We start from the raw sequence: 13,630 nt of genomic DNA, 5'->3' as shown, positions 1-13,630 counted from the left end.
ACGCACCTTTTACTTTTTTATTTTTCCTTTTAATTGTTGAAAAGCTATTTCCGCTTCTTCTTCGACGTAATTTTCAATTACTGGTAGTGATAGACCTATACATTCACACTCTATACTCCCATTAGGTCCAATAATTTTTAATTTATCTGGTATATGTATATTTAGAGATTTCGCTGCTCGGATTAACTCAATAGCAACCCTATCACTTGAGACTACAATCCCATCTATATACGGATGATTTTGTAATAATGTAATGAACTGTTTATTCGTATACCCTTGTACACTTTCTTCTCGATAAGAGATTCCTTCCTCCCAAACAGCGTCTAAAAATCCTGATACATGTTCTTCCATTTCTTCGCTTTCATCTCTCTCACTGATATAAGCAAGAAAATGACAGCCTTTCTCTTTCAATAAAGAAACAGCTCTCTGTCCACTTTCAAAATAATTTGCAAGAGACTGTTTTTCCTCAATCACTACAAATGGAAATGAAACTTCTCCTATACTTTTAAAAACTGATTTTGTCAAAATAACACCTGCAACGTTATTTTGCTTCAACATATGTATGTACCTATCTTTATTCTCTATATTACAAACAATTATTTGATATCCTTCTTTATATGCTATTTCCTCAATACAATGTAGCAAAGTAATGTTTGATAGATTACGCAAATTATCTACAAGTAATGCAATTATCGTTGAATTTTGCTTAAATAATGGCTTTGCTGCACTGTTTGGCCTATAGCGTAATTCCTCAATTGCTTCCTTTACTTGTTTTACTGTATCTTCATGGACGTATCCTTTTTCATTAATAACTCGTGAAACGGTTGCGACTGAAACACCTGCCAATTTTGCAACATCACGTATAGTTGCCACATCGTCACCCCTTAATATGGTAATAGATTACAATTTTACGGTAACCTAAATTATAATATTCGTCAAGGTTAATAACTTATATTTCTGAAAATTGTTACATCATTTCACTAAACGCTGCTCCAACTGAATTTCATGTAAAATTGGGATATTATCATACCCAATGCGTGGAATTTCTTTCTTTATTTTTCGTGCCTCTTCCACTGCATTCACATATAAATTAGTCATCATGAAATTACGTTTTTGGTAAAAACGTAACGCGTTCATATTATCATTTGTTGTAATGAGCCAAACCTTCAGGCACTGCCTTTCTTTTGCAACTTGCAATACACAATTTACAAGCTTCGTCCCTATTCCCTTTCTTTCTTCAAAGCTATCTAACGATACAATTTCACACATATTTCCGATCACTTCATACGTTATAATTCCGATTATTCTGTCATCGAATAATGCAACAAATCCTGATAACTCTTCTAACTGATGCGCCCTCCCACGTGAAACCATCAATGAGCTTCCCCAATTCTCACACATGAACATTCGAATTGTTTCTTTCATCGCTGGCGTAATTTTTTGTATATACACCATTTCCTATTTCTCCCCTTTTATATCCATGTGATACAATGTAAGTGTATCACATGTAACGGTATTTGGAGGATGAGGTAAAGTATGAAACGTTTTTTTGCAGCATTGTTTACTATACTAGGTGCGATAACTGCCCTTGGGATTTTCTTTACAAATAAAGTGATGTACTTAAAGAAAAAAACTGAGGAAGAAGTACTTGAAAGAGAAACGAAAAAACATTTTCGTATAGAAGATTTTGATGCTCTTCATAAAGAAGAAATTCATATCCCTTCGCAATTCGGATATGATCTTCACGGATATTACATTCCTGCTGGTCATTCCAACAAGTTTATGGTTTTCTGTCACGGTGTAACTGTAAATAAAATGAACTCTGTAAAATATGCAAACTTATTTTTGAGCAGAGGATATAACGTCCTTATTTACGATCATCGTCGTCATGGTAAAACTGGTGGGAAAACAACAAGCTATGGATACTATGAAAAACATGATTTAAAATCCGTAGTTGACTGGCTAAAAAGTCGTTTTGGCACAAATATAACACTTGGTATTCATGGTGAATCGATGGGAGCTGCAACACTCCTTCAATACGCAGGATTTGTAGAAGATGGTGCTGATTTTTATATTGCAGATTGTCCTTTTTCTGATTTCTACGGGCAATTACAACACCGTTTAAAGGTTGAATTCCATTTACCAAAGTGGCCTTTATTACCTTTAGCAAATGCTTTTTTAAAAGTTCGTGACGGTTATACAATTCGTGAAGTTTCACCAATCGACTGTATAAAAAATATTAACAATCCCGTTCTCTTTATCCATAGTAAAGATGACGATTATATTTTAGCTGATATGACAAAAGCGTTATATGAAGCAAAAGAAAATAATAAACAACTTTATATTGCAGAACACGGTGCACACGCTTGCTCTTATAACGAAAATAAAGAAGAGTATGAAGCAGCCGTTGACCAATTTTTAAACACATATGTAAAAGAAACAAAAAACAGGCTTGCATAAGCCTGTTTTTTTATTGCGCTAAAACATCTGTAACTTGTTCCATATTTTCAGATATCCATTGCACCGCTTCATCTAGCGTTGGAAATTCTGTCGTTTGAAACGTTACCTCATCTTGAAGTAACCAAACATCTTTCACTTCTTGTCCTACACCTGCAATGGACCAGTGCAACAAGCTATAAGGATGATTATCATTCAAAAATGATGCCCACGTGCGCTCATTTGCAATATTTCGTAATGTATGTAATTGTTTATCCATCTTTCGTCACCTTACTCTAGTCAGTTATAAAAAACATTATAACACTCTCTTCTATATCAAACAAAGTGCTCTTTTTATCCCGCTATTTGCGGACAGTAAGACTCCCACCTCAAAATTCGGCTGTGGCAAAGAAGTTAGGCACTGCCCGTAAACGCCCGATTGGCGTGGGCTAATAATCAGCGGGGGATGAACAAAACCCCCACTGATTAAAGTTTCACTTTATATTGCCAAGTACTTCCCTTGATTATATGATGAAATTAAGCGTTTGGGAAGGAGGGATAACATTGACAAAAGTACAAATTAAAGTAAATGATAATGGCTCTTTTCGCGTTACAGGGGACGTGGAACTAGTTGACTCACAAGGGAATGTATTTCCTGCAAAACCGGCATTTTCTTTATGTCGTTGTGGTTTATCAAAAAACATGCCTTATTGCGATGCTTCGCATAAAGGTAAATTCGAATCTGTTGTTAGAGCACCAGAGGCAGAATAGTTTTGTACGTAACATGCACATTTTTTTGTGCATGTTTTTTCTTTCTATTAGCACCGCATACTTACAACATTTCTACTGATTTTATCTCCATTCCTATTACATCTATTTTCACACAATTCTTCACATTCGAATATTTTTTACTAGCCTTTTTTCTTTTTTGTGCTATAATTTGAGCAAACAACATCCTTCGGGGTCGGGTGAAATTCCCAACCGGCGGTGATGAAGCCAACGCTTCTAAGTCCGTGACCCGTTTTCAACTCGAAAACGGTGGATCTAGTGAAACTCTAGGGCCGACAGTATAGTCTGGATGGGAGAAGGATATGTTTTCTAGTAATTTTATATAGCGAATACACTTTTATTTCAGCATGCATATTTTTAAAGATTCAATTTGAGTCTCTATATATGTTTTATTTTATATGCTTTTGTTTCTATGCTGAAATAAAAAGATGCGACTAGCGTTTGAAAAATTCGATATTTTGCTAGGTTTTTTCCTTATGCAAAAATATCAGTCATCGTTAGGTTTCTTTCCTATACTTTCGTATTCGAACTATATTTCTAGAAATCACGTCTCCCAAACCCCAAGGATTTTATATCCTTGGGGTTTTTTGATTTTTTCAGGAGAGGTGAAGAGAATGACAGATCAAGAATATATGAGGATTGCCTTGCAGTTAGCACAAGGGACATCAGGACAAACGAGTCCAAATCCAATGGTTGGTGCTGTTGTTGTAAAAGATGGAAACATCGTCGGTATGGGCGCTCATTTACGTGCTGGTAAAGAACACGCAGAAGTTCATGCCCTTCAAATGGCTGGTGAGAACGCCAAAGACGCTACCGTTTATGTAACACTGGAACCGTGTAGCCACTTTGGAAAAACACCACCTTGCTGTGAATTGCTCATCGAAAAGGGAGTTAAGCGCGTTGTAATTGCTACCCTTGATTGTAACCCGCTCGTTTCTGGTAATGGAAAAAGAAAATTAGAGGAAGCTGGAATTGAAGTAACTACCGGTGTTCTTGAAGCAGAAGCAGTTTTACTAAATCGCTACTTTTTTCACTACATGAAAACGAAACGCCCATTTGTAACAATAAAAACAGCAATGAGCTTAGATGGGAAAACAGCAACTGTAACTGGTGAAAGCAAATGGATTACAGGTGAAAAAGCACGAGCTGATGTTCACCAGTATCGCCATACTCATGATGCGATTCTTGTAGGGGTGAATACAGTTGTAGCTGATAACCCCCATTTAACAACAAGAATTCCTAACGGGGGTAAACATCCTATACGTGTTATTTTAGATACCCATTTACGAACGCCACCATCTTCCCATGTCATGACAGATGGTTTAGCACCGACATGGATTATTGTCGGTAAGGATGTAAATAAAGAGAAAATAGCTTCTTATGAATCTGAAAATATAGCTATATTCCAAATGAAAACGAAACAAATTGAAATCCAAGATGTCTTATACCTACTCGGCGAGAAACAGATACTTTCTCTTTTCGTCGAAGGTGGTCAAACAGTTCATGCAAGTTTCTTACAATCAAATAATTTCAATGAAATTGTAACGTATATAAGCCCGAAATTAATTGGTGGGAAAGATGCTCCTACTTTATTTGGAGGAAATGGTTTTTCAAAATTACAAGATGCACTTCCCTTGAAAATTCAAGAGATGAAACAAATTGGCGATGATATAAAAATCGTTGCGAATGCTCAAAGTGAGGTGACGAAATGTTTACAGGAATTGTAGAAGAATTAGGAACGATAACAAACATGCAACAAAGCGGAGAAGCGATGAAGTTAACGATCCATGCAAACAAAATTTTATCAGATGTTCACTTGGGTGATAGTATCGCGGTTAACGGTATTTGCTTAACCGTAACGAGTTTTACACCTACTTCCTTTACAGTTGATGCAATGCCTGAAACGATGAAATCAACATCACTTCGCCTGCTTAAATCACACTCTAAAGTAAATTTAGAGCGGGCCATGGCTGCAAATGGACGATTCGGTGGACATTTCGTTTCAGGACATATTGATGGCATCGGAACGATTTTAACTAAAAAACAACACTACAATGCCGTCTATTATAAAATAGCAATTTCTGATGAATTACTACGCTATTGTTTGCATAAAGGATCCGTTGCTGTTGATGGAACGAGTTTAACGATATTTGATATAGACGATTCTTCTATTACCATTTCACTCATCCCGCACACAGTAAGCGAATCTGTTATCGGGGACAAGAATGCTGGAGATATCGTAAACATTGAGTGTGACATGATTGGTAAATATATCGAACGCTTTATTACTAAACCTGTAAGAAGAACAGGATCAATGACCGAAAGCTTTTTACAAGAAAACGGATTTCTATAAGGGGGAAGTATAATGTTTCATCGTATTGAAGAAGCTCTAGAAGATTTAAAACAAGGAAAAGTCGTTATCGTATGTGATGATGAAAATCGAGAAAATGAAGGCGATTTTATTGCTTTAGCAGAGTATATTACACCAGAAACAATTAATTTTATGATTACACATGGTCGTGGTCTCGTTTGTGTGCCGATTACAGAACAATACGCAGAACGTCTACAATTAGAACCAATGGTATCTCATAATACAGATTCGCATCATACTGCGTTTACAGTGAGCATTGATCATGTTTCTACAACAACAGGGATTAGCGCTCACGAACGTGCAACTACGATACAAGAATTGTTAAACCCGGCATCAAAAGGTGCTGACTTCAATCGTCCTGGACATATCTTTCCATTAATCGCGAAAGAAGGCGGTGTCCTTCGCCGTGCGGGTCATACAGAAGCTGCTGTAGATTTAGCAAAGCTTTGCGGAGCAGAACCAGCTGGGGTCATTTGCGAGATTATAAATGAAGACGGCACGATGGCACGTGTACCTGATTTAATAGAGTGCGCAAAACAATTTGATATAAAAATGATTACAATAGAAGATTTAATTGCTTATCGCCGCCATCATGAAACACTTGTGACGAGAGAAGTGGAAATTACTTTACCTACAGATTTCGGTACATTCCATGCAATTGGCTATTCTAACTCATTGGATACGAAAGAACATATCGCGCTCGTAAAAGGTGATATTTCAACAGGCGAACCTGTACTCGTGCGCGTTCATTCCGAATGCTTAACAGGAGATGTATTTGGTTCGTGTCGCTGTGATTGCGGGCCACAACTTCATGCTGCACTTTCTCAAATTGAAAGTGAAGGAAAAGGTGTTCTTCTCTATATGAGGCAAGAAGGACGAGGCATTGGCCTTCTTAATAAGCTTCGTGCTTATAAATTACAAGAAGAAGGCTTTGATACTGTAGAAGCAAATGAAAAGCTCGGATTCGCAGCTGATCTTCGTGATTACGGTATTGGCGCTCAAATTTTAAAAGATTTAGGCTTACAAAGTTTACGATTATTAACGAATAATCCACGAAAAATTGCTGGCTTACAAGGTTACGACTTAGAAGTAGTCGAGCGTGTACCATTGCAAATGCCAACAAAAGAAGAGAATAAAACGTATTTACAAACGAAAGTAAACAAATTAGGACATTTATTAAATTTATAATTAAAGGAGAGATTTATTATGGTATTCGAAGGTCATTTAGTTGGTACAGGGTTAAAAGTTGGGGTTGTTGTTGGACGTTTTAATGAATTTATTACAAGCAAGTTACTTGGCGGAGCTTTAGATGGATTAAAGCGTCACGGTGTAGAAGAAAATGATATCGATGTTGCTTGGGTTCCAGGTGCATTTGAAATTCCTTTAATCGCAAAAAAAATGGCGAATAGCGGAAAGTATGATGCCGTTATTACATTAGGTACAGTAATTCGAGGTGCTACAACGCATTACGATTACGTTTGTAATGAAGTAGCAAAAGGTGTTGCATCTTTATCACTACAAACAGACATCCCAGTTATTTTCGGTGTATTAACAACAGAAACAATCGAGCAAGCAATTGAACGCGCGGGTACAAAAGCTGGTAATAAAGGCTATGAATCGGCAGTTGCTGCCATTGAAATGGCTCACTTATCAAAACAATGGGCGTAATAAAAAAGAGGCCACGGCCTCTTTTTTATTTTTCCACCTTTTTCCGTACATCTTTTATTAATTCATCCATCGTTTTTCCTTCTGTTTGTATACGAAGAATTTGCGCTGTTCTCCATACATTCTCTCTTTTTTTTGCTTCTTCTATAATAGTAATTTCTTTTCGTACTTCTTTTAAATCTTTCCCTTCCGTTTTCAAGCCAAAATGTTCAGCTTTCGTTCGAAAATGTTGTTCAATTCTTTGTTGCATTTCTTTTTGTTCAGGATTTTTGGCGGCCTTAACTGGATCAGCACTTATTGCTTTTATTAAAATTAGACAAATCATAATCGCTAATACGTATTTATGCATGTAAAATCCTCCAACCCAATATAAATTACATATTTACTATGTACAACTAGGGCTTGGAAAATTCGTCCACAAAAATTCTTTTTTTCGCTCAAAAACCAATGGTATCAAGTGTTACTGGCTTGTTATTACATTTTATTTACAAAAAAGCAAACCCTTTAAAGAGTTTGCTTTTCATCTATTTTATAACGCACATTCCTCAATCTCGAATCCTAAATCTTCAATCATACCCCAGTCTGCAGTCGGCTCCTGTCCAGCTGTCGTTAAGTAATCGCCAACAAAGATAGAGTTTGCTGCAAATAAACCGAGCGGCTGTACAGAACGTAAATTAATTTCTCGTCCTCCTGAAATACGAATTTCTTTTGTTGGGTTTACAAAACGCATCATCGCCAGCACTTTTAAACATTCTACAGGTGTTAACTCTTTTTGCCCTTCAAGCGGCGTACCCTTTACAGCAACAAGGAAATTACAAGGAATAGAATCTGCATCTATACGTTGTAATTCAAATGCAATTTCAGCACGCTCTTCAATTGTTTCTCCCATTCCAAAAATCGCTCCTGAGCATGGTGAAATACCAGCTTGTTTCGCTTTTTGAACTGTATCAACACGATCGTCATACGTATGAGTTGAGCAAATGCTCTCGTAATTGTTTTCATGTGTATTTAAGTTGTGATTATAACGATGCACACCAGCTTCTGCTAAACGTCCTGCTTGATCTTCGTTTAAAAAACCTAAACAACAACAAATCTTCAAATCTGTCGTTTCACGAATCTCCTTCACTGCTCCAATTACGTGATTAACTTCTTTATCCGTCGGACGACGTCCAGATGCTACAATACAATATGTACCCGCTTTACGGCGAATTGCTTCGTGTGCTCCTTCTACAATTTTCTCCTGCGTTAACCATGCATATTTATCAATTGGCGCTTCAGAAATAATAGACTGTGAACAATACCCGCAATCTTCAGGACATAAGCCAGATTTCGTATTAATAATCATGTTCAACTTGATCTTCTTACCAAAATGATGATGGCGAATGATGTAGGCCGCATTCATAATTTCTAAAACCTCTGTATCGTCAGCTTCTAATATTGCTATTGCATCCTCTTTCGTAATCATTTTTTCTTCTACTACGTCGTATGCAAGTTTTTTCCAATCCCTTTTTGTTTGTACTTGTTTCATTTCATCTCTTCCCCTCTTTTGTTATATGCACAAATAAAGCATGATACGTTGCCATTATCCCTTCATTTCCCGTGAAGTCTCTTTCGTATATACGAAGCATTGCACGAAAGAGTGAGGGACTTTGACAATATGATCCTTCATTACTATTAGTCGCTCCTACTTTTCGAATAGAATGTAGAAACTCCTTAACTTCTGTAAAACTCTCTATGTAACATGTTTCAGAAACATGTACATCCCCTGTTTCTATCTCGCATATATGGCGCAACTGATCTTTCGAATAAAAACGTTGACCAATCGCTGTTTCATTTCTTATATTTTTTTCTTCTTTCGCCCTACGGAACGAAGTGTGAAGCTCTTGAAAAGTTTCTTGTCCAAACGTTGAAAAGAGTAATATGCCATCTATAGACAAATGATGAAATAAATTTCTTATCACTTGTTTTAAATCATTTAGCCATTGAAATGTAGCATTTGAAATTATGACATCATATGAATCTTCTAATTTTAATTGTTCAATATCTTCACATCGAAACATCACATTCCCCACATTATGTCTAGCTTTCGCGACTGCAATCATCTCATCAGCAAAATCCACAGCTGTAATATGTGCTTGCGGAAATAACTTCGATAATTGCTCTGTGACATACCCTGTCCCGCATCCAAGTTCTAAAATACGTATCGATGATGTTTCACTATATCGCCGATTCAATGTAGAAAGTAACGAATGTGCCATCTTTTTTTGTACGTTTGCATATTGATCGTAAGATACGGCCGCCCCGTTAAACCGTTTTTGCAGTAACGTTTTGTTGATCATGTCGTATCCCCTCTACAAATTGGATAATTTCATTCGCGCAATATTCGAAATTCGTTACACATAATGCATGACCAGCCTCGCTTACTACTTTTAGCGTAGCATTCGTATTCTCTGCCATACTATGCGCTGCGGATACTGGACATATCACATCCTGTTCTCCATGAAGAAGTAACAACGGGACTTTGACATTTGTTAATTCGTTTCTCACATCTGTTTCTATTAAATAGTCTAAGCCTAATTGTAATGACTGAATCGAGTCTCCTTTAAAATTCAGCGCAATCTCTTCAAAACTCGTATTCTCCTTCAGCTCATTTTTTGTAAACACATTTTCATAGAAACGCTTCAAAGTATCTTCTTTCTTTTTCATTAAATTCTTTTTCATACGTTCTACATGCAAGGAATTCCATCCACTTGTATAGTCACTTGTATTGGTAAATTTAGCGGTACCACCGATTATTACGATACCTTTTGCCTTAATCTTTTTATAAGCTTGTACTGCTGCTAACGCTCCTAGTGACCATCCAACTAAAATTACATTTTCATCATGCGCTACCTCTATTATTCGTCCCGCAAATTCACTTTTCTCTTTCACGTTACGCCAATCTATGCATTGAACAGAATATCCTTTAAAATACGGCAGAACTAAAGTCCAAACACCTTCTTCCATTCCCCACCCAGGAATAAAAATAATCTTTGGCTCTTTCATACGAAAAACCCCTCTTCTTTACCAATGCGTATAATATGCTGAATAGCCCATTTCAAATCAGCTATTGTATGTTGTGACGTAACTGCAAAGCGAATTCGGGAACTCCCCACCGGAACAGTTGGCGGACGAATTGCAATGGCTGCGATACCTACCTCTTGTAATCTTTCACTAAACCGTAAAGCATTTTCATTTGAACCGACTACAATTGGTACAATATGAGTTGAGCTATTCCCAATGTCAAAACCAGCTTCTTGTAAATGCGTCCTGAAATATGCACCATTCGCTATAAGCTTCTCTCTTCTTTCTTTATCTTCTTTTACAATCTCAATTGCTTTTTGCACTGCGCCTAATGTTCCTGGTGGTAAAGCTGTAGTAAAAATAAAGCTTCTCATCATATTTTGTAAGTACTCTATATAAATTGTATCACCTGTTAAATACGCACCATAACACCCTAAAGCCTTACTAAACGTCCCCATATGTATATCAATTTTTTGAGCAATATCTTTTTCCATATGAGATAATCCAGCTCCGCCGATTCCATATATTCCACTCGCATGCGCTTCATCAACTATAATGATCGCTCCGTATTTCTCTTTAAGCTGCACTAAGCCTCTCAAGTATGCAGTATCACCATCCATACTAAAAACAGTATCTGTTACGATTAATTTCCTCTTTTCAGGTGACGCTATTTTCAACATCTTTTCTAAATGATCCAAATCATTATGACGATATCTTTTATGCTCTGCTCCGCTTAATATAATTCCATCAACGATACTTGCATGGTTTAATTTGTCACTAAAAACAATATCATGGCGACCAACTAACGAAGAAATCGTTCCAACATTCGCGGTATATCCACTATTTACAATTAAGGCTTTTTCAGTGCCTTTCCAATCGCATATACTTCTCTCAACCTCTTCATACAGCGGATAATTTCCTACAACGAGACGAGATGCTGTCGCTCCAGTTCCATATTTTCTCGTGCAGGCAATAGCAGCTTCTTTCAACCTTTCATCTCCAGCTAACCCTAAATAATTATTTGACGCTAAATTTAGCATCCTTTTCTGATTTCGAATAAGCCATGTCTCTTCTGATCGCTCTGTTACATACAAATTGCGATACTGCCCTTGTTCATGTAATTGTTGTAATTTAGATTGAAGATGTGTGCGCCACATTTGATTCATTTTGAATGAACTCCTCTAATTTCGAGATCATAATATGTTCTTTTGCAGATTCTACTACTTCTTCCCGAGTAAATTCATCTGTAAAGAATGGTAATAAACCTAAAACCGGTACTCCGCTTAACTCTTCAATCATCTCTTTATTCTCTTGCACTCTTTCCATTTCAGACTCTTTACAACCAGATAAAATTACACCTGCTACTTTTAAACCATGCGCTTTTGCATAAGAAATTGTTAAAACAGTATGATTAACTGTCCCTAACGTAGGACGTGCTACTACAATAAGAGGAAGCTGTAATTCTATTGCAAAATCAATTACTAGAGCATCTTCTGTATATGGGACTGCAAGCCCACCAGCCCCTTCTACAAATAGGCTATTAAACTCTTTTAATAGTCCATTGTAGTGCTCAGTAATTTCTTTTAACGTTACTGTCCTTCGAGCTCTTTGCATAGCAAGTCTCGGAGCAAGTGGTTCTTCAATAGAATACGGACAAATTTCTTCTTCTCTTGTCGATACACCCGATAAGGCTTTTAACCTTGCTGCATCTCCCTCTGCGTTTGATGCAGCATGTCCACTTTGCAACGGTTTATATACCCCTACGTTATATCCCAATTCTCTAAATACACCTGCTAACGCACCAGCAACCACAGTTTTTCCAACTTCAGTATCTGTTGCTGTTATAAAGAAACCACTCATTACTCTCCCTCCGTTATGTCCGAGATTGCTTTATATAAAATGCGTAACATCTCATCAATTTCAGCAATTGTAGATGCAAGAGGAGGCATAAATACAATGGTGTTACCAAGCGGACGTAAAATCATGCCTAACTCTCTTGAGCGTTTACACACTTGAACACCGACTCTTTCTGTCCATTCGAACGATTCTTTCGTTTCCTTATTTTTCACAAGTTCAATACCAATCATTAACCCGCACTGACGAATATCTCCTACGTGCTTATATTCATTAAGCGCTTCTAATTGCTCCGCTACATACTCTGTTTTATGCGCAACACCTTCTATTAATTTAGTTTTTTCATATAGTTCTAAATTCGCGATTGCTACGGCACACCCTAACGGATTACCTGTGTAACTATGTCCATGGAAAAATGTTTTTTGTTCTTCATAGTCTCCTAAGAAGGCATTATATATTTCGTCTGTCGTTACTGTAACTGCAATTGGTAAATATCCACCTGTTAAACCTTTCCCAGCCGTTAAAATGTCTGGCGTCACATTTTCATGTTCACATGCAAACATTTTCCCGGTACGCCCAAATCCAGTCGCTACTTCGTCTGTAATAAATAATACATTGTATTTTGTACATAAATCGCGAAGCCCTTTTAAGTATCCTTTTGGCATTGTAATCATCCCGCCAGCACCTTGCATTAATGGCTCCACAATGATAGCTGCTACTTCTTCATGTTTTTCTTTTAACAACTCTTCCATTTCTTCTAAATGTTTTTTTACAATTTGTTCCTTATTATCTCCATAGGGAGAACGATATGTATATGGATACGGCATTTTAATTGCCTCAAATAATAGTGAACTATACACTTGGTGAAACAAGTCTATCGCTCCTACTGAAACCGCTCCAATTGTATCGCCGTGATACGCTTCTTTTAATGTAACAAATCTTTGTTTTCTCGGTTTCCCTTTGTGCTGCCAATATTGAAAAGCCATCTTAATTGCAATTTCAACAGCTGTTGAACCAGAATCTGAATAGAATACTTTCTTCAAACCTTCTGGTACAACATCAATTATTTTTTCTGCTAATAAAATAGATGGAACGTTAGCAAGTCCTAGCATAGTAGAATGAGCGATTTTATTTAATTGCTCACGAATTGCCTCATCTAGTTCTGGCACTTGGTGCCCATGAACATTTAACCAAATAGATGAGACACCGTCCCAATATTCATTTCCATTTACGTCGTATAACTTTCTTCCCTCTCCACGTTCAATAATGACAGGATCTTCTTCTAAATAATCTTTCATTTGTGTGAATGGGTGCCATACATAAGCTTTATTTTTCTCCGATAATTCTTCATATGTATAAGATGATTTTTCAGTTGTTTTACTATTAACAGTCACAATTGTCACCCCTAATGTTAACTAGTTTATAAATATAGTTAACATTAAAATTAAATGA

General features: G+C 36.8%; 16 protein-coding genes and 1 riboswitch. Of the genes, 6 read left to right on the top strand and 10 right to left on the bottom strand.

The window, feature by feature from the left end; genetic code table 11:
* Positions 1-9 precede the first annotated feature (9 nt).
* A complete protein-coding gene (locus COC96_RS17365; RefSeq protein WP_098769099.1) occupies positions 10-873 on the bottom strand; it encodes a LacI family DNA-binding transcriptional regulator in 864 nt (287 codons plus the stop codon).
* A 99-nt stretch (positions 874-972) separates the two neighbouring features.
* Entirely contained in the window at positions 973-1,455 is a 483-nt protein-coding gene (locus tag COC96_RS17360) for a GNAT family N-acetyltransferase (protein ID WP_098769098.1), read from the bottom strand.
* 81 nt (positions 1,456-1,536) lie between these two features.
* Between COC96_RS17360 and COC96_RS17355 the strand changes: the two genes are divergently transcribed.
* Positions 1,537-2,460, top strand: coding sequence for an alpha/beta hydrolase (locus COC96_RS17355; protein ID WP_098268008.1), 924 nt, complete (start codon positions 1,537-1,539; stop codon positions 2,458-2,460).
* A 10-nt stretch (positions 2,461-2,470) separates the two neighbouring features.
* On the opposite strand, the gene COC96_RS17350 is transcribed toward COC96_RS17355, so the two are convergent.
* Entirely contained in the window at positions 2,471-2,716 is a 246-nt protein-coding gene (locus COC96_RS17350; RefSeq protein WP_097902560.1) for a DUF2552 family protein, read from the bottom strand.
* A gap of 248 nt (positions 2,717-2,964) precedes the next feature.
* Here COC96_RS17350 and COC96_RS17340 point away from each other — a divergent pair, with 248 nt between their 5' ends.
* The 5 genes from COC96_RS17340 (at position 2,965) to ribH (ending at position 7,264) form a co-directional block, all read left to right on the top strand.
* Entirely contained in the window at positions 2,965-3,207 is a 243-nt protein-coding gene (locus COC96_RS17340; RefSeq protein ID WP_141436250.1) for a CDGSH iron-sulfur domain-containing protein, read from the top strand.
* Between the two features lie 179 nt (positions 3,208-3,386).
* Positions 3,387-3,530: riboswitch (FMN riboswitch) on the top strand.
* A 309-nt stretch (positions 3,531-3,839) separates the two neighbouring features.
* Complete coding sequence (gene ribD / locus COC96_RS17335; RefSeq protein WP_098268010.1) at positions 3,840-4,952, top strand: bifunctional diaminohydroxyphosphoribosylaminopyrimidine deaminase/5-amino-6-(5-phosphoribosylamino)uracil reductase RibD; 1,113 nt, start codon at positions 3,840-3,842, stop codon at positions 4,950-4,952.
* Positions 4,934-5,578, top strand: coding sequence for a riboflavin synthase subunit alpha (ribE, locus tag COC96_RS17330; RefSeq protein ID WP_098769097.1), 645 nt, complete (start codon positions 4,934-4,936; stop codon positions 5,576-5,578). Before ribD ends, ribE begins: the two co-directional genes overlap by 19 nt.
* Before the next feature lie 12 nt (positions 5,579-5,590).
* Entirely contained in the window at positions 5,591-6,784 is a 1,194-nt protein-coding gene (ribBA, locus tag COC96_RS17325) for a bifunctional 3,4-dihydroxy-2-butanone 4-phosphate synthase/GTP cyclohydrolase II (RefSeq protein ID WP_098268012.1), read from the top strand.
* Between the two features lie 18 nt (positions 6,785-6,802).
* Entirely contained in the window at positions 6,803-7,264 is a 462-nt protein-coding gene (gene ribH / locus COC96_RS17320; RefSeq protein WP_000230892.1) for a 6,7-dimethyl-8-ribityllumazine synthase, read from the top strand.
* A gap of 25 nt (positions 7,265-7,289) precedes the next feature.
* Here ribH and COC96_RS17315 read toward each other — a convergent pair whose 3' ends face one another.
* The 7 genes from COC96_RS17315 to bioA all read right to left on the bottom strand — a co-directional run bounded on the left by COC96_RS17315 (position 7,290) and on the right by bioA (position 13,572).
* Entirely contained in the window at positions 7,290-7,610 is a 321-nt protein-coding gene (locus tag COC96_RS17315; RefSeq protein ID WP_141535929.1) for a hypothetical protein, read from the bottom strand.
* Between the two features lie 180 nt (positions 7,611-7,790).
* A complete protein-coding gene (bioB, locus tag COC96_RS17310) occupies positions 7,791-8,789 on the bottom strand; it encodes a biotin synthase (RefSeq protein ID WP_000815851.1) in 999 nt (332 codons plus the stop codon).
* Between the two features lies 1 nt (position 8,790).
* Complete coding sequence (gene bioC, locus COC96_RS17305; protein ID WP_098769096.1) at positions 8,791-9,600, bottom strand: malonyl-ACP O-methyltransferase BioC; 810 nt, start codon at positions 9,598-9,600, stop codon at positions 8,791-8,793.
* Positions 9,566-10,306, bottom strand: coding sequence for an alpha/beta fold hydrolase (locus COC96_RS17300; RefSeq protein WP_098769095.1), 741 nt, complete (start codon positions 10,304-10,306; stop codon positions 9,566-9,568). Before COC96_RS17300 ends, bioC begins: the two co-directional genes overlap by 35 nt.
* The gene (bioF, locus tag COC96_RS17295) at positions 10,303-11,490 is read right to left on the bottom strand and encodes an 8-amino-7-oxononanoate synthase (protein ID WP_098769094.1); all 1,188 of its coding nucleotides are present in this window, start codon (positions 11,488-11,490) and stop codon (positions 10,303-10,305) included. Before bioF ends, COC96_RS17300 begins: the two co-directional genes overlap by 4 nt.
* Positions 11,456-12,184, bottom strand: coding sequence for a dethiobiotin synthase (bioD, locus tag COC96_RS17290; RefSeq protein WP_098769093.1), 729 nt, complete (start codon positions 12,182-12,184; stop codon positions 11,456-11,458). The genes bioF and bioD overlap by 35 nt, the downstream gene beginning before the upstream one ends.
* Positions 12,184-13,572, bottom strand: coding sequence for an adenosylmethionine--8-amino-7-oxononanoate transaminase (gene bioA, locus COC96_RS17285; protein WP_098769092.1), 1,389 nt, complete (start codon positions 13,570-13,572; stop codon positions 12,184-12,186). The genes bioD and bioA overlap by 1 nt, the downstream gene beginning before the upstream one ends.
* Positions 13,573-13,630: the final 58 nt, after the last annotated feature.

The organism is Bacillus cereus, from assembly GCF_002577405.1.
Lineage (GTDB): Bacteria > Bacillota > Bacilli > Bacillales > Bacillaceae_G > Bacillus_A > Bacillus_A cereus_AU.
This window is presented reverse-complemented; position numbering and strand designations above follow the sequence as displayed.